This window comes from Actinomadura graeca, assembly GCF_019175365.1.
In the GTDB taxonomy this organism is placed as follows: Bacteria; Actinomycetota; Actinomycetes; order Streptosporangiales; family Streptosporangiaceae; genus Spirillospora; species Spirillospora graeca.
The window spans coordinates 3,637,216-3,661,753 of sequence record NZ_CP059572.1; the positions used below are offsets into that span (position 1 = coordinate 3,637,216).

A 24,538-nucleotide genomic window follows, 5' to 3' on the forward strand; every position below is an offset into this window, starting at 1 on the left:
CTCCGACACCGACACCGGCCGCGGCGGCCCGGGCACCGGGCCGCCGCGGGCCGGGCCCACCCGAGCCGCCCGACCACCACGGAGGACCCATGGCCCACCGGATCCGCTTCGGCGCGGAGGCCACCGAGATCGCGCGCAAGCTCGCCGTCGGCATCGCCGAGCAGGCCGCCGACCGCGACCGCGAACGGCGGCCGCCCGCCGACGAGCTCGCCGCGCTGTCGGACTCCGGCCTGCTCGGCATCACCGTGCCCGCGCGGCACGGCGGAGCCGAGGTGAGCGTGGCGGTGCTGACCGAGGTGTTCCGCACGCTGGCCGCCGCCGACGCCAGCCTCGCGCAGATACCGCAGAGCCACTTCGTGTTCCTGGACGCCCTGCGGCGGCAGGGCACCCGCGAGCAGCAGGCGCTGTACTTCGCCCGCGCGCTGGACGGCGCGCGCTTCGCCAACGCCCAGACCGAGCGCGGCGGGCGCACGGTCACCGACGACGCGACGGCCCTGCGCCGCTCCGGCCGGGGCCGCTACGTCCTCGACGGGGTGAAGTACTACAGCACCGGCGCCCTGTTCGCGGACGTGCTCGTCGTCCGCGCCGTGCTCCCCGACGAGCCGCCCCTGCCGGACGGGTCCCCGCCCAAGGCCCTCGCCTACATCGACCGCGCGTCCCCAGGCGTGGCGGTCGAGGACGACTGGGACGGCATGGGGCAGCGCACCACCGCCAGTGGAACGGTCCGGCTGGAGCGGGTGCGCGTCCGCGCGTCCGAGGTCATCCCGTACAACGCGCTGTTCGAGGGGCCGACGACCTACGGCGCGCGGGCGCAGGTGCTGCATGCCGCCCTGGACGCCGGCATCGCCCGCGGCGCCCTCGCCGCCGCCGTCACCGCGGCGGGCCGGGCGCGTCCGTGGTTCGAGAGCGGCGCCGACACCGCCGCGGGCGACCCGCTGCTCGTCCAGCGGGCCGGCGAGCTGGAGATCGCCGTCCGCGGGGCCGAGGCGCTGCTGCGCGAGGCGGCCGAGACGATCGACGCGGCCGAGCGCGTCCCGTCCGCGGACGCCACCGCGCGCGCGTCGATCGCGACCGCCGCCGCGAAGGTCGCCACCGGGCGCGCCGCGCTGGAGGCGTCGTCGGCGCTGTTCGAGCTCGGCGGCACGCGGTCGGCGGCCGCCGATCTCAACCTGTCCCGCCACTGGCGCGACGCCCGGACCCACACCCTGCACGACCCCGAGCGCTGGAAGGTACAGCACATCGGACGCTGGTTGCTCCAGGGCACACCCCCGCCGCGCCACGGCCAGCTGTGAGAGGGGCCGGACCCCCGAGGAAGGAAACCCCACCGTGACCCTGTCGTTCCACTGGTTCCTGCCCACCTACGGCGACTCGCGCTACATCGTGGGCGGCGGCCACGGCCGTCCCGCGGACGCCGCGTCCGGTGACCGCCGCGCCTCGATCGGCTACCTGTCCTCGATCGTGCGGGCCGCCGAGGAGCTCGGCTTCACCGGCGCGCTCACCCCCACCGGCGCCTGGTGCGAGGACGCCTGGCTGACCACCGCGATGCTGGCCCGCGAGTCCGAGCGGCTGGCGTTCCTGGTGGCGTTCCGTCCCGGGCTGATCAGCCCGACGCTCGCCGCGCAGATGGCCGCCACGTTCTCCGCGCACGCGCCCGGAAGGCTGCTGCTCAACGTCGTCACCGGCGGCGAGGCCCACGAGCAGCGCGCCTACGGGGACCATCTGTCCAAGGACGAGCGGTACGCCCGATGCGCGGAGTTCCTGTCGGTCGTGCGGCGGCTGTGGGAGGGCGGGACCGTCACCCACCGCGGCACCCACCTGGACATCGACGCCGCGCGCCTGCCGACCGTCCCCGACCCCGTCCCGCCGCTGTACTTCGGCGGGTCGTCCGCCGCGGCGGGCCCGGTCGCCGCCGAGCACGCCGACGTGTACCTCACCTGGGGCGAGCCGCCGGACGCGGTGGCCGCGAAGATCGAGTGGATCCGCGGGCTCGCCGCGGCGCACGGCCGCAAGCCGCGGTTCGGGATCCGGCTGCACGTCATCTCCCGCGACACGGCCGAGGAGGCGTGGCGGCTGGCCGGGCGGCTCGTCGAGGCGCTGGGCGAGGACACCGTCGCCGCCGCCCAGGCCACCCTCGCGCGGAGCGAGTCCACCGGCCAGCGGCGCATGCGCGAGCTGCACGAGCGCGGCCGGGCCGACGGGTCGTGGCGCGATCCGCGCGCACTGGAGGTGGCGCCGAACCTGTGGGCGGGCGTCGGCCTGGTGCGCGGCGGCGCGGGGACGGCGCTGGTCGGCGACCACGCCGAGGTCGCCGACCGCATCGCCGAGTACGCCGCGCTCGGCATCGAGGAGTTCGTCCTGTCCGGCTACCCGCACCTGGAGGAGCTGTACTGGTTCGGCGAGGGCGTGCTGCCCCTCCTCGCCGGGCGGGGCCTGTTCCACGGATCCCCCGGCGGCGGCGCCTTCCAGTCGACCGCCTTCCTGCCGAAGGAGCCCCGGCGATGACCACCCTCGGCCTGGACCTGCGCCGCGTCTACGGCGCCTACCCGACCGGCGTCGCGGTCGTGGCGGGCCTGGTCGGCGGACGCCCCGCGGGCATCGCCGCCAGCTCGTTCGTCCCGGTGTCCCTGGATCCGCCGCTGGTGTCGGTGTGCGTCGCGCACACCTCGACGACCTGGCCCCTGCTGCGCGACCTGTCCCGCATCGGGATCAGTGTGCTCGGCGCCCACCAGGAGCACGTCGGGCGGCGTCTCGGCGCCCGCACCGGCGACCGGTTCGCGGGCGTCGAGTGGCGGTCCACCGCGGACGGGAGCGTGCTGGTCGAGGGCGCGTCGGCGTGGTTCGACTGCTCCATCGAGCAGCAGGTCCGCTCCGGTGACCACGACATCGTCGTCTTCCGCGTGGAGGACCTGGACGCCGCCGACGGCGTTCCCCCGCTGGTCTTCCACGCCAGCGCCTTCCGCCGGCTCCGCTGACCCCGCCGCTGATCCGGTCCGCCGCCACCGCGTGCCGGAACCGGACCCGCGCCGGATCGGCGTACCCTGCATTGACAATTTATCCTCTTTTCCTACCATAAAAGTCAGGAGGCGCCCCCGTGCCCGCAGGCCCCCGGGTCGACGTCCGCGCCACCGGCTGGGACGACCCGGCGGCGGCCGCCCTGCGCGAGGCCATGGAGGCGGAGATGCGCGGCCGTTACCGGGACCGGCTGGCGGAGCTGGACAGGCAGGCCGCCGACCCCGAAAGGCGCGGCGCGGTCGTCGTCGAGCCCGACGAGGTCGTCTACGTCGCCGTCGCCTACGCCGCGGGCGAGCCCGCCGGGCACGCCGCGCTCCGCCGCACCGCCGGGCGCCCGGACGGCGACCTGGAGCTGAAGCGGATGTACGTCGCGTCCGCCCGGCGCGGCACCGGCGTCTCCACCGCCCTGCTGTCGGCCGTGGAGGACGCGGCGCGCTCGCTCGCCGCGCCCCGGATCGTCCTGCAGACAGGCGACCGGCAGCCCGACGCGGTCCGGCTCTACGAGCGGGAGGGCTACAGCCGCATCCCGATCTTCCCGCCGTACGAGCGGCTGCGCTTCTCGATCTGCATGGAGAAGGTCCTGTGAAGTTCCTGGCGATCACCCTCATCGTGCACGCGCCGGACCCGGCCACGGGCGTGCCGCCGCCGGTCACCGAGCGGTTCCGCACCGTCGTCGAGCACGCCGTCCTCGCCGAGGAGCTGGGGTTCGACGGCTTCGGAGTGGGGGAACGGCACGAGCGGCCCTTCCTGTCGTCGTCGCCGCCGGTGCTGCTCGGCCACATCTCGGCGCGCACGTCCGTGATCCGGCTGTTCACGGCCGTGACGACCCTGAGCCTCCTCGACCCGGTCCGGGCGTACGAGGACTACGCCACCCTGGACCACCTGTCCGGCGGGCGGCTGGAACTGATGATCGGCAAGGGCAACGGCACGGCGCAGGCCGAGCTGTTCCACGTCACCACCGCCGACCAGTGGGACCGCAACCGGGAGGGCTACGAGCTGTTCCGGCGCCTCTGGCGGGAGGACACCGTCACCTGGCAGGGCCGGTACCGCCCGCCGCTGGACGGCGCGGAGGTGCTGCCCCGGCCGTTGCAGCGTCCCGTCCGCGTCTGGCACGGCAGCGCGACGAGCAGGGAGTCGGTGGAGCTCGCGGCCGTCCACGGCGACCCGCTGTTCTCCGCCAACGTCACCAACCCGGTCGAGCCGTACGCCGAGCTGGTCGCCCACTACCGCGAACGCTGGGAGCACCACGGCCACGACCCCGCCGACGCCCTCGTCGGCGCGGGCACCGCCGGCCTGTACGTCGCCAAGAACTCCCAGGACGCCGTGGACGTCTACCGGCCCGTCTTCGAGGCCCGGCAGGAGCTGTTCCGGCGCAACGGCGTCCCGGTCGTCTTCCACTCCGTCGAGGACGCGATCGAGCGGAGCTCCGCGCTCATCGGGAGCCCGCAGCAGGTCATCGACAAGGTCCACCGCTACCACGAACGGCTCGGCCACGAGGTCATGCACGTCCAGGCCGACGCCGACGGGCTTCCGGAGCACCTGCACCGCGCCTCCCTGGAGCTGTTCCAGGGCGACGTCGCGCCGGTGCTGCGGCGGGAGATCCCGAGCCGTCCACTGCAAACAGAGGAGAGAGTCACGTGAGCATCGTCGTCCTGGTGGGGAATCCCCGTCCGCAGTCCCGCACGCTCCAGGTGGCCGTGCGGGCGGCCGCCGCTGTCGGTGAGCGGACCGGGCGCGCGGACGCGCCGGACCTGATCGACCTGTCGGCGCTGGCGCCCGGGCTGCTGAACGCCGTCCCGGCGTCGGAGGTGCAGGACGCGCTGGACCGGGTCGCCGGCGCGGACGTGCTGGTCGTCGCGAGCCCCACCTACAAGGCCACCTACACGGGCCTGCTGAAGGTGTTCCTCGACCGGCTGCCCGGCGGCGCACTGGCGTCGACGGTGGCGCTGCCGCTGCTGGTGATGGGCGACGCGAAGCACGCGCTGGCCGTCGAGGTCCACCTGCGGCCGCTGCTGGTGGAGCTGGGCGCGGCCGTCCCGACCCCCGGCCTGGCGTTCCCGGAGTCGCGTTTCGCGGACGCCGAGGAGGTGCTCGACGCGTGGGCCGGGCTCGTCGCGCCGCAGGTGACGGCGGCGCTCGCCGGGCGGGCCGTCGCGGCCGCCCGGGGATGAGGGAGCCCCCTGTTGCCGGTCAAGCAGATCCACCTGGCCGCCCACTTCCCGGGCGTCAACAACACGACCGTCTGGTCCGACCCCCGGTCGGGCAGCCAGATCGACTTCGACTCCTTCGTCCACCTCGCGCGGACCGCCGAACGCGGCAAATTCGACTTCTTCTTCCTCGCGGAGGGACTGCGGCTGCGGGAGATGAAGGGGCGCATCCACGACCTGGACGTCGCGGGGCGGCCCGAGTCGCTGACCGTGCTGTCCGCGCTGTCGGCCGTCACCACGCGCCTCGGGCTGGCCGCGACCGTCAACTCCACCTTCAACGAGCCGTACGAGGTGGCGCGGCGGCTGGCCACCCTCGACCACCTCAGCGGCGGGCGGGCCGCCTGGAACGTTGTGACCAGCTACGACGCGTTCACCGGCGAGAACTTCCGGCGCGGCGGGTACCTCGACGAGGCCGACCGCTACAACCGCGCCAGGGAGTTCCTGCACACCGCCCGCGAGCTGTGGGACTCGTGGGCCCCGCGGGACCTGGTGGCGGACCCGGCGGCGGGCGAGTTCGCCCGCGCCGGGGCGGGGACGTTCGCCCACCGCGGGACGCAGTTCGACATCGCCGGGCGGTTCACGGTGCCGCGCGGGCCGCAGGGCCATCCGGTCATCATCCAGGCGGGCGACTCGGACGAGGGACGCGAGTTCGCCGCCGCCGACGCCGACGTCATCTTCAGCCGGCACGGCAGGCTCGACGACGGCCGCGCCTTCTACAAGGACGTCAAGAGCCGCCTGGCCAAGTACGGGCGCCGTTCCGACGAGCTGAAGATCCTGCCCGCCGTCACCTACGTCCTCGGCGACACCGAGCAGGACGCGGCCGAGCGCGCCGCCGAGATCCGCCGCGCCCAGGTCACACCCCGCAACGCGCTGGTGTTCCTGGAGGGGTTCTGGGGCCGCGACCTGTCCGGCTACGACCCGGACGGGCCGCTGCCCGACGTCGAACCCGACCTCGGCGAGGGCGTCTCCAAGGGCCGCGCCCAGTTCCGCGGCGACCGCGGCGAGGTCGTCAGGACGTGGCGGGCGCTGGCCGCCGAGCGCGGCCTCAGCATCCGCGAGCTGGTCATCGAGGCGACCGGGCGGCAGACGTTCATCGGCACCCCGCGCTCGGTCGCCGGCCAGATCGACGAGTTCGTGCAGAGCGACGCGGCCGACGGCTTCGTGTTCGTCCCGCACCTGACGCCCGGGGGCCTGGACGACCTGGTCGAGCACGTCGTGCCGCTGCTCCAGGAAAAGGGCGTGTTCCGCGCCGACTACACCGGCCCGACGCTGCGCGACCACCTCGGCATCGGCGGCCCACGCGCCCCCAAGGAGACTCCATGACCGGCCTGCACCTCGCCGCCGCCCTCAACGACGCCGGGTGGCATCCGGCCGCCTGGCGCGACCCCGGCGCCCGCCCGGACGCGCTGTTCACCGCCGCCTACTGGACGGGCCTCGCCGCCGAGGCCGAGCGCGGGCTGCTCGACCTGCTGACCGTGGAGGACTCGCTGGGCCTCCAGTCGGCCGTCCCCGGTGTGCCCGACGACCGGACCGACCAGGTGCGGGGCCGGCTGGACGCCGTGCTGATCGCGGCGCTGCTCGCGCCCGGGACGTCCCGGATCGGCCTCGTCCCGACCACCGACACCACCCACACCGAGCCGTTCCACGTCTCGATCGGCATCGCCTCCCTCGACCACGCCAGCCGGGGACGCGGCGGCTGGAGACCCCAGGTGGCGGGCGCCGGGCTCACCGACGCCCCGCACTTCGGCCGCCGCGTCTTCCCCGAGGCCGGGCCGGGATGGTTCGCGACACCGGAGGGGGAACTGCTCGCGCTGGGGCTGCTCGCCGAGGCCGCCGAGTTCGTCGAGATCGTCCGGCGGCTGTGGGACAGCTGGGAGGACGACGCGGAGATCCGCGACACCGCCACCGGACGGTTCCTCGACCGCGCGAAGGTGCACTACATCGACTTCGACGGCGACCACCTCAGCGTCCGCGGGCCCTCGATCACGCCGCGTCCGCCGCAGGGCCAGCCGCTGGTCACCGCGCTCGCGCACGGCCCCGGCCCCTACGAGTTCGCCGCCCGCGCCGCCGACGTCGTGTACGTCACCCCGCACTCGCGCGCCGACGCCGAGGCCGCCGTCGCGCAGGTCCGGGAGGCGGAGCGCGACGCCGCGCGGACCGGCGAGCCCCTCAGGATCTTCGCCGACCTGGTGGTGTTCCTCGACGAGACGCCCGGGGCCGCGGCGTCCCGCAAGGCCCGGCTGGACGACCTCGACGGCGCCCCGCTGGCGTCCGACGCCCGGATCTTCACCGGCACGCCAGGCGACCTCGCGGACGTCCTGCTCGACCTGCGCGAGGCGGGCCTGGACGGGTTCCGGCTGCGTCCCGGCGTGCTGCCCGCCGACCTCGCCGGCATCACGCGGGGGCTGGTGCCGATCCTCCAGGGGCGCGGCGCGTTCCGCACGGCCTACGAGGCGGCGACGCTCCGCGGGCACCTCGGGCTGCCGCGCCCCGCAGGCCGCTACTCCGTCCCGACCGGGAGGCGCCCATGACACCGCTGTCCATCCTCGACCTCACGCCGATCCCCGCGGGCGGCACCGCCCGCGACGCCGTCCGCAACACCCTCGACCTGGCGCGGCGCGCCGAGGCTGCGGGCTACCACCGGTACTGGCTCGCCGAGCACCATCTGGCGCCCGGGGTGGCGAGTTCGGCGCCGCAGGTCCTCATCGCGGCGGTGGCCGCCGCCACCTCCCGGATCCGCGTCGGGTCCGGCGCGGTGCAGACCGGGCACTGGACGCCGCTGTCGATCGTCGAGCAGTTCGGCACGATCGACGCCCTGTACCCGGGGCGGATCGACCTCGGCCTCGGGCGCTCCGGGCAGCGCCGCGCCGAGGCGGCGCGGCGGGCCGCGGCGCCGCCGCCTCCCCCGCGCGATCCCGTGGTCGTGGACGGGCTGCTCATCCCCCCGCCGTTCGACTTCGCCCGGCTGGCGGGGTCGCCCGCGTTCGCGCTGCACGCGGCGCTGCTCCAGCAGCCCGGCGCCGAGTCGCCCGGCTTCGACGACGTGGTCGGCCAGATCGCCGCGCTGCTGGAGGGCACCTTCCGCCACGACGGCCAGGAGGTGCACGTCAACCCCGGCGAGGGCGCCGCCCTGGCGCTGTGGATCCTCGGCAGCAGCGGCGGGGAGAGCGCGCGGGTCGCGGGCGCGCGCGGGCTGCCGTTCGCGGCGAACTACCACGTCAGCCCGTCCAACGTGCTGGAGGCGGTGGACGCCTACCGGGAGGCGTTCACCCCGTCCCGCACGCTCGACGAACCGTACGTCGTCGTCTCGGCCGACGTGGTCGTGGCGCCCACCGACGAGGAGGCCCGCAGGCTCGCCTCACCGTACGGGCTGTGGGTGCTCAGCATCCGGTCGAGGCTCGCCGCGATCCCGTACCCGTCGCCGGCGCAGGCCGACGCGCACGAGTGGACCCCCGAGGAGCTCGACCTGGTCGCCGACCGGATCGAGACCCAGTTCGTCGGCTCTCCGCACACGGTCGCGGCGCAGCTGGAGACGCTGCGCCGCGTCACCGGGGCGGACGAGCTGCTGGTGACCACGATCACCCACGAGCACGCCGACCGCGTCCGCTCCTACGAGCTGCTCGCCGAGGAGTGGGACCGCTACGCCGTCCCGGCGCAGACCGCGCCGTCGACGAGCCGGAGGGAGGCCCTGTCCTGGGCCTCCTGCCCGTCGCCGCCCGGACGGTAGGTGGAGACCGCGACGGCGGCGGCGCGGCGGCCGTCCGGGCTCACCCCCGATTCGGAGATCACGCCGAAGCTGCTGCCGCCGTGGAACCACACCCCGCCGCAGCCCCCGGCGGGCCGCCACGCCAGGCCCAGGCCGTACCGCACCCCGGGAGCCTGGACGAAGTCGTCGGCCTTGACGGTCTGCTTCATCTGCGCGAGCTGGGCGGGCTTCAGCAGCCGCCCGCCCATGAGGGCGCGCAGGAACGTCCCGTGGTCGCGGGCGGTGGTGATGATCGCGCCGTCCGCGCCGCCGCCCGGGGCGATGGAGACGTCGGTCAGCTCCTTGCGCCCGGGGAAGCGCATGTAGGCGGTGGCGCTCGGCTGCGGCACGTACGCGGAGGTGCCCGGCGTGATCGTGTGCCGCAGGCCGAGCGGCTCGACGATCCGGTCGTGGACCTCCTGCTCCCAGGGATGGCCGGTGACCTTCTCGATGATCAGCCCGGCGAGGACGTAGTTGGTGTTGGAGTAGCCCCAGTGGGTCTCCCCGGCCGGGTCCGCCGCGTCCGGCACCCACTCGGGCGGCCTGGTCATCGCGACGGCCACCTGCTCACGCGGGGTGGAGGGGCGGAACCGGTTTTCGCGGTACTTCTCCGGGGTGAGGTCGCGGCCGTCGCCGAGCTGGACGGCGATGTAGTCGGCCAGGCCGCTGGTCTGGCGCAGGAGGTTCATCACGGTGACCCTGCGCCCGTCGTTCCCCTTCCCCGTGACCAGCCCGGGAAGCCACCGCTCGACGGTGTCGGTGAGCCGCAGCCTGCCCTCGCCGACCAGTTGCAGCGCGACGGTGGCGGTGTAGGTCTTGGTGTCGCTGCCGATCCGGTAGTAGGAGTCCCAGGGGACCGGCCGCCGGGTCCTCAGGTCGGCGACCCCGGCACGCGCGGCGTGGACGTCCCGGTCCGCCTGCACCTCGGCGAGGACGCCGGTGGCGCCCGTCGCACGGATCGCGTCCACGTCGCGTTGCAGTTCACGCTGGCCGTAGGAGCGCCCTGGGGCGGCGGCCGCGGCCGGTGTGAGCCCGGCCAGCAGCACGCCCGCGGCCAGGACGCCGATCACGCGCCTGTTCACCGGCCCTCCCCCGGGTGCGCGCAGGTCAGGTCGGCGGACGGGAGGACGCCCGTGCGCAGGTAGGCGTTGACGACGCGGTCCGCGCAGGGGACGGGCGTCAGGCCGTCGATGCCGCGCGCGTACACGCCGTGGGAGCGGATGTCCGCCGAGATCATGCGGGAGCCTTTCAGCCGGCGGTGCAGGGCGACCGCACCGGTGTAGGGGACGTTGTTGTCGCGTTCGGCCTGGAGGAGCAGCAGCGGAACGTGGTTGCCGATCACGGTCCGGGGCCCGCTCGGCCGGGTCTTCCAGAACGGGCACGGGAAGATGGCGTTGGCCGTCGCCGCGAACACCGGCTGGGTGGGGCGCGCACGCTCGATGGCGCGCCAGTACTGCTCGGGGTCGGCCGGCCATCCCCCGGCGGGCCAGCCGTTGTCACCGCAGAAGAAAGCGTTGCCGCTGTTGAACATGTTGTCCAGCGCCGGATCCGGTGTGTTGAACAGCTCCAGCCACATGCGCAGCTCGGGGATGGGCTGGACGGCCTGCCCGGCGGCGGCGTCGGCCAGGTTCCGGACGCTCTTGGCGAGGGTCGCGTTGTTCTCCTCCATGTTGACGAACTGGCGGATGATGAGCCCCAGCGAGGCCGCGTCGAGGGTGTAGTCGCCGAGACGGAGCGGACCCGCGTCGACCGTGGAGACCAGCCGCTCGACGCTCGCCCGGACCTCGCGAGGGGTGCCGCCGAGCTTGTACTCGGCCTGGCGGCGGGCCGTCCAGGCGGCCCATTCGTCCAGGCCCCGCTCCTGCACCGGGCCCGCGACCTGGAAGTTCTCGTACTGCGTCAGCGCCGGGTCGGTGACGCTGTCGATCACGATGCGGTCCGCGCGGCGCGGGAACATCTGGGTGTACAGGGCGCCCAGGTCGGCGCCGTAGGACGTGCCGAAGTACGACATCTTGCGCTCGCCGAGGACGGCGCGGATCAGGTCCATGTCGCGGGCGACGTTGCGGCTGGACGCGTGCGGCAGCAGCGCGGCGTTGTTCCCGTGCTCGAAGCAGCGGCGCGCGGTGTCGCGGGCGTTCCGCACCGACACCTCGAACGCCTCCCGCCGGGAGTGGGTGGGTTGCGCCTTCGGGGACGTCCCGCAGTAGATCGGGGTGCTGCGGCCGACGAACCGGGGGTCGAACCCGATCAGGTCGTACCGGTCCGCGGCGTCCTGCATCGCGCCCCTCAGCTGCGCCGCGTACTCCAGGCCCGGCCCGCCCGGGCCGCCCGGATTGGCCAGCAGGATGCCCCGCCGGTGCGCCGGGTCCTTCGCCCTGATCCGGGAGAGGGCGAGCGTGATCGTGGGGCCGTCCGGCGCCGTGTGGTCGAGGGGCACGGTCACCCGCGTGCACTGCGCGCCCGCCTCGACCAGGTCGGTCGCCTCGGCGGGGCAGGCGCCCCAGTCCAGGTGCTGCCCGATGAGGCGCGCCGGGCCGGGCGGGGACGACGGGGACGACGGCGCCGCCGCGGCGGTCCCCGTCAGGCCGGCGAGTCCGGCCGCGCCGAGCAGGACGGCCGTCGCGATGCGTGGGAGGGTCATGCGTCCGATCCCATCGCCTCGCACCCGGAAGATCATTACGGCTGGCCCGCGAGTGCAGGGTGGGGACAGCCCGACCCCCGCCGCGTGAACGGTGTCCCCAGGTACACCCCGGACGGGGGTCCAGGGCCCTGGGGAGACGATGCCGCGCGGCCTAGCGTCGTGGGCCATGGGAACCATGTCATTGCGGCGGAGCACGGCGGCGCTGCTCGGCACCGGGATCGCGCTCGGCCTGGCGGCCACGGCGTCCTCCGCGTCCGCCGGCACCGCCGCCGGGGTCGCCCGGCCCGAGACGGCACCACCCCGGGGGACGGTCGTGTCCGCCGACCGCGTCGCCCGCATGTCCGCCGGCGAGGTGCGGCGCTACCTCGCCGGCGACGATCCGGCGCTCGCCCGGCCGGGACCGCGCTTCGGGGTCGACACCTACCGGGTCGTCTACCGCACCGTCACTCCGCAGGGGACCCCGGCCACCGCCGCCGGGGTGGTGACGCTCCCGGCGGGGCACGGGGGCGTGCGTGCCGTCAGCTTCGCCCACGGCACGCACCTCGCCAGGAACATCGCCGGGTCGGTCGACGCGGAGGGCCAGAGCCGCGTCGCGGCGACCTTCTACGCGGGCGCCGGGTACGCGGGCGTGGCACCCGACTACCTCGGGCTCGGCCTCGGCCCCGGACCACATCCGTACATGCACGCCGCCACCGAGGCCGCCGCGTCGCTGGACCTGCTGCGCGCCGCGCGCCGCGTCGCCTCGTCCCACAGGCGGCGGCTGGAACGCGGCGTGCTGGTGACCGGGTTCTCCCAGGGAGGGCACGCCGCCATGGCGCTCGGCCGCGAGCTCCAGCGCGGCGCCGACCCCTACCTGCGCCCGGCGGCGCTGGCGCCGGTCAGCGGGCCCTTCGACCTGCGGGACGCCCAGCTCCCGGCGTCCCTCGACGAGGACGGCGGCCTCGACCCGAAGGCATCGGTGTTCTACCTCTCCTACCTCTTCGTGTCGTGGAACCGCCTCTTCCACCTCTACGACTCCCCCTCCGAGGTGTTCAGGGCGCCCTACGACACGAGCGTGCCCGCGCTCTTCGACGGACGGCACGCCGACGAGGACGTCATCACGCGGCTGCCCGCACGTGTCCGGGACCTACTGACTCCGCGTTATGTCCACTGGCTCCTGCATCCGACCGGGCCGATGGCACGGGCGCTCCGCTCCGCCGACGGGACCTGCCAGTGGCGGCCCCGCGTCCCGGTCAGGCTGTTCGCCGCCGCCGGGGACGAGCAGGTCGCGTTCGCCAACACCACGAGCTGCCTGCGGGAGCTGCGCGCCCGCGGCGCCCGCCCGTCCGTGACCGACTACGGGATGGGCACCGGCCACTTCCGCAGCATGTACCGGGGCATCCCCGACACGCTCCGCTGGTTCGGGACGCTGGAGTAGCCCCCTGGACAAACGCGTAACACATCGGTTACATATAAGGCCATGGACGTCTTCGGGGCCGTGGCCGACCCGGTGCGCCGCCGCATCGTGGTGCTGCTCGCCGGCGGTCCGCGGACCGCCGGCGCCGTGGCCGCCGCGTTCCCCGAGATCAGCCGTCCCGCGGTCAGCCGCCATCTGCGGGTGCTCCGCGAGGCGGGGCTGATCGAGGCCGAGCCCGCGGGCCGCGAGCGGCACTACAAGGCCGCCCCCGGCCCGCTGCGGGAGATCGACCGGTGGCTGGCGTCCGTCCGGGGGCAGAGGTGGGAGCAGCGTCTCGACGCCCTGGGCACCGAGGTCCACCGCACCCGGCGCGACCGCGCCGCCGGTGAGGAACCACCCGAGAACGCGAGGAGCGCAGGATGACACCCACGCCCACCGGCCGGCTGATCGCCGCCGCGACCGGCACCGACCTGCAGATGACACGCGAGTTCAAGGCCACGATCGACGAGGTCTGGGCGAGCCTCACCGAGCCGGAGCGCACCGCGCGGTGGTTCGCGCACTGGCGCGGCGAGGGCAGGCCCGGCGCCACGGTGCGGCTCACCCTGACGGCCGAGGAGGGCCAGCCGGAGAGCGACATGACGATCGTCTCCTGCGAGCCGCCGCGGCGGCTGGAGGTCGAGACCGTCGACGAGCACGGGCGCTGGCACCTGGAGGCGCGCCTCGACGAGGCCCACGGCGTGACGACGCTGACGTTCGTCCACCACCTGGACCCCGGCACGGACGTGGCCTCCACCGGCCCCGGCTGGGAGTACTACCTCGACCGGCTGGCCGCCGCCGTCGCCGGCACCCCGATGCCGGACTTCGACGACTACTACCCCTCCCAGCGCGCCCACTACGAGTCGCTGGCCCCCGAGCCGGAACGCCCCTGAAGCCCGCGACCGGACACGGCCGGGAGTCCATCCGGCCGCCCGCGTGGCAATAGCATGAGGCTTGTCCATCGGGGGGCGGACGGTCTTCATTCGAGCAGAGGTGAGTGGATGTACCCGGTTCCTCAAGGCGGCGCCGAACCTGTCCTGCTACAGATCGGCGACATGGCCCTGACGAGCACGCACGTCATCCTCCCCTACGGGCGGTACCCGCTCCACGGCTCCACCTGGACCGTCCAGGACTCCACCCAGGTCACCGACGGCATCCCCGTCGTCGCCATCGTCCTGACGATCATCTTCGTCTGGTTCTGCCTGCTGGGCCTGCTCTTCCTGCTGATGAAGGAGCGCCGTTACCTCGGCTTCGTCTCCGTCTCCGTGACCGGCCCCGGATTCCACCACACCGCGCAGTTCCCCCCGGGCCCCCAGTCGGGCGCGTGGGCCGCCCACGCGACGGGCCAGGCCAGGGCCATCACGGCCGCCGCCCCGCCCCTCGCCTGACCCGGCGCGGGAGCGCGGACCGCAGGGTCAGCCGCCCCCGCCGAGCGAGCCGAGGATGGCGCTGCACGCCCCCAGCAGGAGGTAGAGGCCGATTATGATGCCGCAGCCGATGGCGATGCGGCGGGGCACGGGCATGTCCGAGCCCATGGGGTGACGCCTCGGCGGAAGCGGGCCCGGCCCGAACGGCCCGCGATGCCCCGGCACCCCGTAGGGCGGAGGGGTCGGGAACCCCACCGGACGCCCAGCGGCGGACGGCCCCGGCGGGAGCCCCCTGCCCGGATACGCCCCCGTCGGATACCCCCCGCCCGGAGGCCCTCCGGCGACCGGGAAGAAGACCTCTCCGGTGCCGTCGCCCGAACCCGGCGTAGCCCACGGCACAGCACCGTCCGGACGGACCGGCCTGGCAGGAGGCGGTGCGCCCGGACGCGGCGCGCTCGGACGCGGCGCGGCGCTCGGATGCGGCGCGCTGGGAGGCGGCGCGCTCGATGGCCGGTGACCGGCGCCCGGCGCGGCCGGATAACGCGGTCCCCCCGGATAGCGCGCGCCGCCTGGGGCAGGGGCCGGCCGCGACGGCCGGTGACCGGCACCGGCCCCGCCAGTCCGCCTCCTGCGCCGGGCACCGGGCGCGGTGCCCGGCCCGTCCTCGCGCGGGCGGGGCGGCAGGGGGACGATCGCGGACGCGTCGGTGGCCTCGGCGCGGCCCGTGTCGCATCCCAGGCAGTCATCGTCACTCGGGGCGTTCCAGACGTCGCAGCGCAGGCATCGCCAGGTCGGCTCGGGCGCCGCCGCCGCGTTCTCCGCGAGGGCCATGGGGTTCCACCTCCTCGGCGTCGCCGCCGGCGGGCGCGGCGAGCAGGCGCTCCCGCAGGACGTCGACGAGGGCCCGGGTGTCCGGGCCGGGCTCGAAGCTGATCCAGTCGGCGGTGTCGGGGACGGGGTCGCAGCCGCGGCCCCGTCCCGGCCCTGCCCGGCCGCGCCGCCGGTTCCGGCCGATCACAGGCTGTTCACAATGGTGTTGATGATCTCGTCCATCTCGAACTCCTCCAGTCCCTCGCCCGCGGCGGACGGGAACAGCAGTGTCTGGTTCCACTCCTCCACGAGGTCCGACCAGGGCCGCATGTCGGGCGCGAAGAGCACGAGCCGCTTGGCGGAGTTCTCCATCAGCGCCTCCCGGCTGCTGGCGTAGCCCCACTGCTCGAAGAGCTCGTCCAGGCTCGCCGGGATCTCCGGGGGATAGGTGTGGGCCGCCCTCGAACGCGGGTCGCCCAGAGGATGCGCCGCGGCGTCGGTGAACATCACGATGATGTGCCGCCGCCGGTCCAGCCCCCGCTCCCACGGCGACCGGATGGCCAGCGCCAGCGCCTCCAGGCCGGATTCGGGCAGGTCACCGCCGCCGAGGGGCAGCAGGCCGCGGACGAAGGCGTCGAACTCGGACGCCTGATCGGGGAAGACGAAGAACCCCGTCTGCTCGATCGCGCTTTCGGCGTGGTCGCCGAAGTCCCGGAACGCGATCACCCGGAGCCGGAACTGGCTGATCGCCTTGCCCTTCTCCGCCATGACGGTGTCCAGCCGCCGGTGGAAGGACATCGCGCTCTTCTTCACGGTATCGAGGACCGGCCACATGCTGTCGGTCACATCGATGCACAGGACGATGTCCACCGCGTACTGCAGGTTCCCTTGGCCGGTGCGGGTCATGGCTGCTCCTTGTCTACGTCCCGATGGTGGTCTGGCCGCCTACGGGCCGGACGGCGCGGCGCCGCCGGGCCCGTCGATCTTGCTCCGGATCCTGGAGGAGGAGCGCGGCGGGGCGCCGTCCTCCTCGCGGTCAAGGCGGCAGGTGCCCGGATCCGCCAGTGCCTCGACGAACGCGCGCGCCGCCGGGCGCCGCCCCGGGTCCGCCGCCGTCATGGCCTCGATCAGTCCCCGCATTTCCGGCGCCAGCCGGTCGTCGACGCGCAGGGGGCCGTCCGCGTCCACCGCCTCGGCGGGCGAGGCGTACCGGCCGGTGTCATAGGCGGGGAGGGACCCGGTGAGGTACAGGTGCGCCATGAGCCCGAGGGAGAAGACGTCCGCGGAGGTGGTCAGCTCGGCCGGGCTCGTGTCGCCGTCCTCGCGCAGGTAGCGCAGCCATTCGGGTGCCCCGTACAGGGAGTCGCCCGCGATGACGGCGGGCGCGGGCGGGCTTCCCGAGAAGTACGCGTCGTCGAAGTCGATGAGCTTGGCCGTGTGGAAGGTGTTCGCGGCGCGCCGCTGGACGAGCACGTTCGCGGGCTTCAGATCTCCGTGGACGATCCCGAGGCCGTGCAGCAGCCGGAGGCTGAGCGCGAGGGTCCGCAGGAGCACCGCCCGATGCCGGCGATCGAGGGCGTGCGGCCTGACGCCCGGCACGGCGTCGATCCGCTCGGTCACCTTGTAGTAGCTCGACCGCTCGTGGAAGAAGTCCGTGGCGAGCACCAGGTTGCCCCCGCCCGCGGCGCGCGGGTGCAGCCTGTCCATGATCGCCCGGTGCCGGTCCTCGAACTCGGCGCACTCCCGGAGCCGGGCCCGCCTGCTCGCCTCGCTTCCCCCGCCGCCCTCGCGCGGGCGCTTGGGTTCGAGGAAACGCTTGATGAAGCATTCGCGGCCGGCCCGCTCCGCGAAGGCCCAGACGCACTTTCCGCCGCCCTCGTTCGTCGGCTCGCTGACGATCCGGTACCCCTGCACCACGTCGCCGTGTCTCACGTCGGCATCCTCGGTTCCGCGGGGATCCGCCGTTCGTAGTCGGGCCGGTACGCCCGCCACGTCCGATGCCGCCACTCGCGGAAACCGGGGTCGCCCTGGCGTTCGCGGCCCAGCCAGTAGGCGCGCGCGACGGTGTCGGCGCGGCGGGCGAAGCAGCCTCGCAGGTCCTCGAAGCCGCGGTAGCCGAGGGCCACCACCGCCAGTGACGCGTCGTCGGCCGTGTAGGCGGCGACGGCCGCGCAGAGGAGATCGGCCCATTCGGCGGCGTCCCGCGCCTCCCGCAGCGCGTGCAGCACGTGCCATTCGAAGTGCGCGGGCGTGTCCACGTACCCGAAGAAGCCGTCGGTGGCGCACACGAGCACGCAGGGGAGATCGAACTCCGCCGCGGCCTCGTCGATCCGGAACGGCCGGTCGGCACAGATCACGTTGGTCATCGGCGGGTCCTGGACGAGCTGTTCCAGCGCGTCCGTCTCGGCGGTGTGGTCCCGGGTGAGGGCCTGAAGACCGGCCCAGGGCGACAGGACATAGGCGCGGGAGTCCCCGGCCCAGAGCGCGCGGAGGCCGACCCTCCGCTCGCCGCGCCGGTACCGGACGGCCGCCATGGTCGTCGGGAGCTCCCTCCGGATGTTCCCGACGAGCCGGGAGGAACGGCCGGATCTCATCGGGGTCAGCAGTCCCGTCATCCGCTCCTCAAGGGCGGCCGGATGACCGTGCCGTCCCCCGCGGCCCGCTTCGGCGACGGTGGCGTGGAACCAGGACTCGGCGGCGGTCCTGGCGACCCGGGCGCCGACCCAGGCGCCGCTGCGGGGCCGTCCCGCCGGGAGCTCCAGGGCGGCCGCGGAACCCGACCCGCCGGACCCGTCGAAGACCGCCGCGATGCCCTCGCCGGTCGGCACGTGGTGGACCAGCAGCGGTTCGGCGTCCTCGCCCCTGCCCCGCAGCCGCTCGGTCCAGACCCCGACGGACAGGAGCGAGCGGCCCTCGTGGTACCAGACGGCCCGGTCCGAGCCGGCCTCCCTGGTGGACGCGATCCTCATCGGCGTTCACCCACCGTCGTCCGGACGCCGCATCCCCCGGATCCGGCTGCCCCGCGACCCGGTCACGCCGTGGGAGTGCTCGGAGTGCTCGGAGTGCTCGCCCGGCGGCTCATCGGCGGGCGGCCGGCCGGGGGGCTGCGTCGGTCCCGCCGGGTAGCTGTCCTGCGGCGGCCCCGGCGGGTCGTCAGGCGGGAGGACGGGTGGAGGGTCCGGCGGGAGGACGCCGCGCACCCGGCTGGACCTCGTCCCTCCGAAGGCCACGTCGGACCCGCCGATGATCCGGTTCACGACGTCGCGTTCGACGTCCACGTGGTCGAACGGCTCGCGGTCCACGCCACCGCGGGCGAGCAGCTTGTCCAGGGTCCGGGTCAGCTCGACGCGCTCGTCGGCCTCGGCCCGCGCGATCCACTCCAGGGCCGCGCGGGCCCCCTCCGCCTCGACGATCTCGGCGAGCAGTCCTTCGGCGCCTTCGCGCCGCATCATCTCCAGGTGCCGGTCGCGGCGCATCGCGTTCAGCCGCGTCTCCCTGCGGACGTCGCGGAACTCCCGCGCCGCCTTGCGGACCTCGTCATCGTCGAGCAGCAGCTCGACCGAGGGGCCGCGCAACCGGAGCGCGGAATCGCCGGCGAAGGGCCCGAGGGCCCGGTTGAGCGACTCCTCGGCCTCGTGGAACTCGGCGATGTCGAAGCGCCTGGCGACCGGCCGCAGCATCTGCTTGACCGGCTCGTACAGGGTCGCGCCGACGTCGCGGATCCCCCGCGCCACGATGACGGCGGGCTCGCCGACCCGGCAGCCGACCATGACCCGCGCGCGGAACACGAAGCCGGGATCGCGGCTCACGAGCGGCAGCTCGAACGCCAGCCGGTGCTCGGCCAGGTCCACCAGGCAGCTGTACTGGTGCACCCCGTAGCGGGGATCGGGGACCGGTTCGCCATGCCGGACGGTGATCGGATGCCCTTCGCGCGGCACCAGCACCAGGGCCGTCCCCGGGACCGGGGCCCGCAACGGGCTGAGGAGCCTGAACACGGGGATCGGCTTCTGCTCCAGGATGGGGTCGTACGTGCCGTAGTTCCAGCGATCCATGCCGTAGTTCCTTGTTATCCGGGGGTCGGTTGCCGGTGGATCAGTCAGGCGCGGGGGGAACGCGTCGTCGAGGACGCGTACGGATCGCTTCCCCTCGGGCGCGGAAGAGCGCGGCGCAGGACGGCCGCGGGACGGCAGGGACGCTCCTCGTCGGCCGCCCAGGTGCTGAAGTACCAGTCGAGCCGCCGGCGATGCCGGTCGCTGCGCGCCGCCACCCCCACGACCATCGCGCGGACCGCCTCCAGCGTGGCCGGATCGTTGTCCGCCTGCTCGGTCAGGAAGTCGCGCAACGCCTCCAGCGCGTGCTCCTGGGCGGGCTTGCGGGCCAGCGCCCGCGCCCACAGCTCCTCCATCTGGCGCCGGTGCCGCCCGTTGTCGGCGACCACCAGCGGGGCCCCGGCGCTCCCGCCGGGGACGTGGCTCCACGGCACGGGCGACAGGGCGACGAACACGAACACCGACAGCGCCTGCGCCACCAGCGCCGAATCGTCCTGGGGGCGGGACCACTCCAGCAGGGCGCCCAGCACCTCGGTCTCGCGGCCCTGCTCGACCAGCCGGAGCACGCTCGTGCTGACGGCGACCAGGCCGCTCCACTGCTCGTCGTCGAGCACGTCGCCGAGCAGCACCAGGGCACGTTCCGGCTGCCAGTTCCCGAGCGGCCCGCCCACCGCTCCCGCGGCGGTGCGCCGGAGCCGGTTCTGGAACGGGGTCCCTCCCTCGGCCGCCCAGGACTCCAGCAGCCGCCACACGGGCTCGGTCAGCTCGCGCTCGCTCGCGGCGAGCCCGAGCGCCGCCGCCGCGGTCTCCCGCTGCGTCCGGGACTCGTCCCCCGCCCAGGAGCGCAGGAACCGGTGCAGCGCGTAGTCGAGGTCGCCGCGCGCGAGCAGCCCGACGGTGACGGCGGCGCGGCCCCGGACCTCGATGTCGCGGTGGTCGACCAGCCGGCGCAGCCACCGCAGGAGGACCGGCCGGCAGCCGTCCAGATGGTGCCACGCGTACGTCAGGACGGCGGGCTGGAGCAGGTCGTCGGTGAACCGGACGCGCGCCGGCTCCCACCGGGCCGCCGCGCCGTTCCCGGCCCGCTCGTCCGACAGCTCGATCCAGGGGTGGTCGGTGCCGAGCCGCTCCCGGAACCGCAGGTCGGGCGGATCGGCGGCGGTGGGATCGAGGAGGCGGTAGAGCTCCACCGCCGCGTCCGAGACCGTCAGATAGCCCGCGCCCTCCAGCGCGGCGGTGGCCAGGGTGAAGCAGGTCGTCTCGGGGGCGCGGTGCCGGCCGAACCACGCGTGCACCTGCGTGGTCGGATCGCTGAGGCTCTGGACGGCCGAGGCCGGGTCGTCGTGCTCGCCGAGCGCGGCGGCGAGGCGGACCGCCATGCGGGGACCGGGCTGGCGGGCCATCAGGTCCAGGGCACCCGCCTCGGCCAGGGACCGGCGCAGGTCGTCCAGCGCCCCCGGCCCCGGGTCGGGGCCGAACAGCCGCCGGGCGATGACCGCGGCGGGATCGACCTCGCCGAGGGAGGTCACGACGTGACGGGAGTGGGCGGCGGCCTCCATCAGCGCGCCGCGCGGCGCGCCCGTCAGGACGACCATGAACCCTTCGGCGGCGCGGACCCTCCGCGCCGTCATGTCGATCCACCCCTCGTCGAGGCCGGACGACACCACCAGGTCGCGGCCCTTCGCCGGGCCGTCGAGATCGACGATGTAGCCCGCGCGGGTGACCGCCGGGGTCCAGTCGCCCATGACGACGGCGGCGGGATCGGTGAGGTGATAGCACGCGCCGGCGTCGGCGGCGGCATCGGCGGCGTGGCCGGCCGCGGCCAGCGCGTCGGTCAGCAGGTTGACGGCGGCGGCGTCGCGGCCCGTCCCGACCGGGACGGCCAGGACGAGCAGGTGGTGCTCGCCGAGCAGGCCCAGCGCGTCGGTGTAACCGGGTGGCCGGACGTAGAAGTCGCGATGGGCGCTGAGGGTGGCGCCGTCGAGCGGCACGGTGTCCCGCGCGACGGTCCCTCCCCCGGCCCGGGCGCCGCCGACGCCGAGGTCACCGCCGACCTTCACCTCGTCGCCGAACATCGTGAGCGTCCCGATGTGCACGTCCCCGCTGCGGCGCTCCCGGAGCATCCGGCCCCAGGCGCCCTCCAGGATCGCCGCGAACCGCTCGGTCTCGGCGCGGGTGAGCGAGTCCTCCGAGCCGCGTAACCCCCGCAGGGCCTCGGCGGCGGGATCGGGACGGGCGGCGTCCTTGTCGGCTCCCTCCCCGTCCCGGCCCTCCCGTTCTTTGCCCTCGCGTTCCTTGCCCGCCCGATCCTGGGCCTCCGGTCCACCGGGGCCCGCGCCGGGGGCCGCGGGCCCGTGCTCCCGATCCGGCGCGTGACGGCCGTCCGCGTGGCGGTGCCCGGCGCCGTCCGCGCCGCCCGCGGCGCGGGCGGCAGGGTCGTCTGTCATCGTGTCTGTCCTTCGTGGGGGGACGCCGACGGATCAGTGGATGTTGAAGTCGCCCGAGACCTGGACGGCCTTGTTGAAGACGGTGGACTTGCCGATCGTCGTCGCGTTGATCGACCAGGTGTCCCCGTCCGCCGGGCCGGGGGGCGGGCCGGTGAGGCGGCGCACGTCCTCGGCGAACGACCGGTCGCGCAGCAGCGCGCGGAGGAGGACCTCGGTGAGCGCCGCCACCGCGGCGGTGTTGCCCGGCTCCCTGCCGACCCAGGCCAGCGCGCCCTCGCCCGCGGTGTCGTTCTCGAAATGCGACCGGAGCCGCCCGACCAGGACGTCGCCGCCCGGCCCCTCCTCGCCCTCGGGCGTCCCGGATCCGGCCGGGGCCCGTCTGCTCGTCTCGGCGACAAGGCATGCCGCCCTGCCCGCCAGGTCGCGCAGGTCCCCCCGGCGGTCGTCGTGGTCGGCCTCGTCCGGCATGTCTGCTCCTGGAGATATCGACAGCGGTTCGTGTGGTCGGCGCGGGATGAGCGCCGGGTCCTTCTTGAGCACGCGCGGCCGCAGACGTTCGAGCCTCGCACCGAGGCCGGCGCCCACTTCCTTCTCCAGGCGCCTGTGCGTCTGCTCGATGACGTCGCGCGCCTCGTCCCACCGCCCGGCCTGGACGCAGGCGAGCACGAGCAGTTCCGCGACGCGCTCGTCCGGCCGTCCCGCACCGAGCAGGAGGGTGAGTTCGGAGATCAGCCGCTGCTCACGGCCCCCCAGCCGCAGCTCGGCGGCCGCGCATTCGGTGAACGCGGCCGCGCGCCTGTCCCGGAGCGCCGCGCGCTGGGAGTCGGCCCAGGTCCCGGGGAGCCCGGCCAGGGCTTCGACGCCCCAGGGGTCGGACGCGTCGGCCCGCCATTCCGCCAGCGCGCCGCGGAAGAGCGGGACGGCACGCGCGTCGTCCCGCCCGGCGAAGGTGCGCGCTTCGGTCACGCCGTCGTCGAACCTGTGGACGTCCACCCGGGACCGGTGCACGACCGCGCGGTAGCCGCCGTCGAACCGCGGGAGCAGCGCCTGGCCCGAGCCCGGGACACCGTTCTCGAGATGCCGCCGCACCTTCTTGAGGTAGTCGCGCAGCAGGCCGGGCTCGGACATGGGCCCTGCGCCGCCCCACAGGCGGTGGGACAGCTCCGCCGCGGTCAACGTCCGGCCCTGGGCCAGGAGCAGCGCGCTGAGCACCAGCCGGTCCATGGGGGCACCGAGCCGGATCGGACGCCCCCCGGCCTCCGCCTCGACCCTTCCGAGCAGCCGGAACCCCACGTCCGCGCCCGGCGGGCCGGAACCGGGAGACCCCGTGATCGTCGACATGCCTCACTCCCCGAATTACATCGCGTGCACTTCCCGAAATCTCTACCTCAAAATCGCCCCGCCTTTTACCGCTCTGCTTACCGATCCCCTTTTCCATACTTGGAGTCGACGGGGCAAGGAGCCCGGTCGAAACCGAAAGAAGGAGAAGAAGATGAGGGCCTCCCAGAACTCGCCGAAGGAGGCGGGCTGGTCCAAGAGCTCGCTGAGCGAAGGAGCCGGGGACTGCGTCGAGGTGACGCTCGTGCCGGGCGTCGCGCTGCGCGACTCCAAGCGGCCCGAAAGGCCCCCGCTGGAGTTCACGGCCTCGGAGTGGAACGCCTTCCTGGACGGCGTCAAGCTCGGGGAGTTCGAGATCTCCCGGCTCGGCGGGCACCCGGCCGGCTGATCACACCCCCAGGGCACGGGGAGTGCCGGTGGCAGGACCTCCGGCGCTCCCCGCGCCCCCCGTCGCGGAGCGGGACGTAACGCGGCCGCGGCGCTCACGTCCCGCGTCCTCTGATCTCGGCGCCCAGTTCGGCGATGAACGCCCTGACCTCGTCGCCGAACAGCGCCATCTCCGCGAGCCTGCTCCACCGGCGCCGGTAGTGCGCCACGTCCGGGCCGGTGACGTTCAGCTGGGCGTGGACCGTCTCGACGGTGACGTAGGAGTCGTTCTCGTCCTCGGCGTCCTCACCGGTGCCCGTGCCGTAGTTCCGGCCATTGAAGATCACGAATCCGTGCGAGGCGTAGGTGACGGCCAGGGCGTCGCTCGGGATCACCCCGATCCGCACATTGTCCAGCGTGCTCTGCGAGGCGATCCGGTCGAGCTGGGCGAGCAGCAGCCGGGGCGATCCCGGCCGCCAGCGCAGCGCGGACTCGGTGATGAGGAAATCGAGACGCCTGTCCTCCTGGTACAGGGCCAGCTGGCGATTCAGGCGGCCAGCCACGGCCGCCGCCAGTTCCTCCTTCCCATAGGGCACCTCGTCGAAGAGCGAGAAGACGCGGCGCGCGTACTCCGCGGTCTGGAGGAGCCCGGGGACCACCGACGGCTGGAAGGTCTGCGTCCACCACGTCTTGTTCTCACGTTCCTGAACCTCGTCCTGAAGGTGGGGCCGGTCCCGCATGGCGGTGCGCCACGCCTCCACCTCCGTGAACGCCTGCTCGGTGATGTCGACCAGCCGCCGCACCGTCTCGTCCGGCGCGGAGACCGCCCGCGCCCACCCGGTCACCTCCGGCAGCGACGGCATCGTCGCACCCGACTCGATGCGCGACACCTTGGACTGGCTGATGCCGAGCCGCCCCGCCATGTCCCTGCCCGACAGGCCCGACAGGGCGCGCAGCCGCCGCAGTTCGGACGCCAGCCGCTCACGTGTACCGCGCGCCTCGTCCTCATGGCTGCCGGCCACGGCCATCCCACTCGACCCCATCCCCGTACGGGGGCGCTCCCCCGCGATGCATGATGATTAAATACGACCCAGAATGATTCCAACCATGATGCCCCCGCGTCA

At 74.5% G+C, this 24,538-nt stretch carries 24 protein-coding genes; 14 read left to right on the forward strand and 10 right to left on the reverse strand.

Annotated features, from left to right (window positions below; translation table 11 throughout):
* Nucleotides 1–89: 89 nt before the first annotated feature.
* The 9 genes from AGRA3207_RS15945 to AGRA3207_RS15985 all read left to right on the forward strand — a co-directional run bounded on the left by AGRA3207_RS15945 (nucleotide 90) and on the right by AGRA3207_RS15985 (nucleotide 8,946).
* The gene (locus AGRA3207_RS15945; protein WP_231335416.1) at nucleotides 90–1,292 is read left to right on the forward strand and encodes an SfnB family sulfur acquisition oxidoreductase; all 1,203 of its coding nucleotides are present in this window, start codon (nucleotides 90–92) and stop codon (nucleotides 1,290–1,292) included.
* Nucleotides 1,293–1,326: 34 nt separating this feature from the next.
* Nucleotides 1,327–2,502, forward strand: coding sequence for an LLM class flavin-dependent oxidoreductase (locus tag AGRA3207_RS15950; RefSeq protein WP_231335417.1), 1,176 nt, complete (start codon nucleotides 1,327–1,329; stop codon nucleotides 2,500–2,502).
* The gene (locus AGRA3207_RS15955) at nucleotides 2,499–2,972 is read left to right on the forward strand and encodes a flavin reductase family protein (protein WP_231335418.1); all 474 of its coding nucleotides are present in this window, start codon (nucleotides 2,499–2,501) and stop codon (nucleotides 2,970–2,972) included. Before AGRA3207_RS15950 ends, AGRA3207_RS15955 begins: the two co-directional genes overlap by 4 nt.
* A gap of 119 nt (nucleotides 2,973–3,091) precedes the next feature.
* Nucleotides 3,092–3,598, forward strand: coding sequence for a GNAT family N-acetyltransferase (locus AGRA3207_RS15960; RefSeq protein ID WP_231335419.1), 507 nt, complete (start codon nucleotides 3,092–3,094; stop codon nucleotides 3,596–3,598).
* A complete protein-coding gene (locus tag AGRA3207_RS15965; protein WP_231335420.1) occupies nucleotides 3,595–4,653 on the forward strand; it encodes an LLM class flavin-dependent oxidoreductase in 1,059 nt (352 codons plus the stop codon). Before AGRA3207_RS15960 ends, AGRA3207_RS15965 begins: the two co-directional genes overlap by 4 nt.
* Nucleotides 4,650–5,183, forward strand: coding sequence for an NADPH-dependent FMN reductase (locus tag AGRA3207_RS15970; protein WP_231335421.1), 534 nt, complete (start codon nucleotides 4,650–4,652; stop codon nucleotides 5,181–5,183). Before AGRA3207_RS15965 ends, AGRA3207_RS15970 begins: the two co-directional genes overlap by 4 nt.
* Nucleotides 5,184–5,195: 12 nt before the next feature.
* Entirely contained in the window at nucleotides 5,196–6,542 is a 1,347-nt protein-coding gene (locus AGRA3207_RS15975) for an NtaA/DmoA family FMN-dependent monooxygenase (RefSeq protein WP_231335422.1), read from the forward strand.
* Entirely contained in the window at nucleotides 6,539–7,750 is a 1,212-nt protein-coding gene (locus AGRA3207_RS15980) for an LLM class flavin-dependent oxidoreductase (protein ID WP_231335423.1), read from the forward strand. The genes AGRA3207_RS15975 and AGRA3207_RS15980 overlap by 4 nt, the downstream gene beginning before the upstream one ends.
* Complete coding sequence (locus AGRA3207_RS15985; protein ID WP_231335424.1) at nucleotides 7,747–8,946, forward strand: LLM class flavin-dependent oxidoreductase; 1,200 nt, start codon at nucleotides 7,747–7,749, stop codon at nucleotides 8,944–8,946. Before AGRA3207_RS15980 ends, AGRA3207_RS15985 begins: the two co-directional genes overlap by 4 nt.
* On the opposite strand, the gene AGRA3207_RS15990 is transcribed toward AGRA3207_RS15985, so the two are convergent.
* On the reverse strand, nucleotides 8,859–10,046 hold the full coding sequence (locus AGRA3207_RS15990) for a serine hydrolase domain-containing protein (RefSeq protein ID WP_231335425.1): 1,188 nt from the start codon (nucleotides 10,044–10,046) through the stop codon (nucleotides 8,859–8,861). The genes AGRA3207_RS15985 and AGRA3207_RS15990 overlap by 88 nt on opposite strands.
* A complete protein-coding gene (locus AGRA3207_RS15995; protein ID WP_231335426.1) occupies nucleotides 10,043–11,605 on the reverse strand; it encodes an alpha/beta hydrolase in 1,563 nt (520 codons plus the stop codon). The genes AGRA3207_RS15990 and AGRA3207_RS15995 overlap by 4 nt, the downstream gene beginning before the upstream one ends.
* 166 nt (nucleotides 11,606–11,771) lie before the next feature.
* On the opposite strand from AGRA3207_RS15995, the gene AGRA3207_RS16000 reads away from it, so the two are divergent.
* From AGRA3207_RS16000 to AGRA3207_RS16015, 4 genes are all read left to right on the forward strand, one after another.
* Nucleotides 11,772–13,022: an alpha/beta hydrolase family protein gene (locus AGRA3207_RS16000; RefSeq protein ID WP_231335427.1), complete on the forward strand. Its 1,251-nt coding sequence runs from the start codon at nucleotides 11,772–11,774 to the stop codon at nucleotides 13,020–13,022.
* A gap of 42 nt (nucleotides 13,023–13,064) precedes the next feature.
* Nucleotides 13,065–13,424 (forward strand): ArsR/SmtB family transcription factor, encoded by a 360-nt coding sequence (locus AGRA3207_RS16005; protein ID WP_231335428.1) that lies wholly within the window; start codon nucleotides 13,065–13,067, stop codon nucleotides 13,422–13,424.
* Nucleotides 13,421–13,930, forward strand: a complete 510-nt coding sequence (locus AGRA3207_RS16010) for an SRPBCC family protein (RefSeq protein ID WP_231335429.1) — start codon at nucleotides 13,421–13,423, stop codon at nucleotides 13,928–13,930. Before AGRA3207_RS16005 ends, AGRA3207_RS16010 begins: the two co-directional genes overlap by 4 nt.
* 108 nt (nucleotides 13,931–14,038) lie before the next feature.
* The gene (locus tag AGRA3207_RS16015; RefSeq protein ID WP_231335430.1) at nucleotides 14,039–14,425 is read left to right on the forward strand and encodes a hypothetical protein; all 387 of its coding nucleotides are present in this window, start codon (nucleotides 14,039–14,041) and stop codon (nucleotides 14,423–14,425) included.
* Between the two features lie 727 nt (nucleotides 14,426–15,152).
* Here AGRA3207_RS16015 and AGRA3207_RS16020 read toward each other — a convergent pair.
* The 7 genes from AGRA3207_RS16020 to AGRA3207_RS16050 are packed head-to-tail and all read right to left on the reverse strand — an operon-like array spanning nucleotide 15,153 to nucleotide 23,051.
* A complete protein-coding gene (locus tag AGRA3207_RS16020; RefSeq protein WP_231335431.1) occupies nucleotides 15,153–15,422 on the reverse strand; it encodes a hypothetical protein in 270 nt (89 codons plus the stop codon).
* Nucleotides 15,419–16,120 (reverse strand): vWA domain-containing protein, encoded by a 702-nt coding sequence (locus AGRA3207_RS16025; RefSeq protein WP_231335432.1) that lies wholly within the window; start codon nucleotides 16,118–16,120, stop codon nucleotides 15,419–15,421. Before AGRA3207_RS16025 ends, AGRA3207_RS16020 begins: the two co-directional genes overlap by 4 nt.
* A gap of 39 nt (nucleotides 16,121–16,159) precedes the next feature.
* Nucleotides 16,160–17,146 carry a protein kinase domain-containing protein gene (locus AGRA3207_RS16030; protein WP_231335433.1) on the reverse strand — a complete coding sequence of 329 codons (987 nt, stop codon included), beginning with the start codon at nucleotides 17,144–17,146 and terminating at the stop codon, nucleotides 16,160–16,162.
* Nucleotides 17,143–18,183: a hypothetical protein gene (locus AGRA3207_RS16035; protein ID WP_231335434.1), complete on the reverse strand. Its 1,041-nt coding sequence runs from the start codon at nucleotides 18,181–18,183 to the stop codon at nucleotides 17,143–17,145. The genes AGRA3207_RS16030 and AGRA3207_RS16035 overlap by 4 nt, the downstream gene beginning before the upstream one ends.
* Nucleotides 18,184–18,189: 6 nt before the next feature.
* On the reverse strand, nucleotides 18,190–19,266 hold the full coding sequence (locus tag AGRA3207_RS16040) for a hypothetical protein (protein WP_231335435.1): 1,077 nt from the start codon (nucleotides 19,264–19,266) through the stop codon (nucleotides 18,190–18,192).
* A gap of 44 nt (nucleotides 19,267–19,310) precedes the next feature.
* A complete protein-coding gene (locus AGRA3207_RS16045) occupies nucleotides 19,311–21,710 on the reverse strand; it encodes a hypothetical protein (RefSeq protein ID WP_231335436.1) in 2,400 nt (799 codons plus the stop codon).
* 33 nt (nucleotides 21,711–21,743) lie between these two features.
* A complete protein-coding gene (locus AGRA3207_RS16050) occupies nucleotides 21,744–23,051 on the reverse strand; it encodes an AfsR/SARP family transcriptional regulator (protein WP_231335437.1) in 1,308 nt (435 codons plus the stop codon).
* Nucleotides 23,052–23,202: 151 nt separating this feature from the next.
* Between AGRA3207_RS16050 and AGRA3207_RS16055 the strand changes: the two genes are divergently transcribed.
* Nucleotides 23,203–23,436, forward strand: coding sequence for a DUF397 domain-containing protein (locus tag AGRA3207_RS16055; protein ID WP_231335438.1), 234 nt, complete (start codon nucleotides 23,203–23,205; stop codon nucleotides 23,434–23,436).
* 94 nt (nucleotides 23,437–23,530) lie between these two features.
* Here the strand turns inward: AGRA3207_RS16055 and AGRA3207_RS16060 are convergent, their stop codons facing one another.
* Nucleotides 23,531–24,436: a helix-turn-helix domain-containing protein gene (locus AGRA3207_RS16060; RefSeq protein ID WP_231335439.1), complete on the reverse strand. Its 906-nt coding sequence runs from the start codon at nucleotides 24,434–24,436 to the stop codon at nucleotides 23,531–23,533.
* Nucleotides 24,437–24,538: the final 102 nt, after the last annotated feature.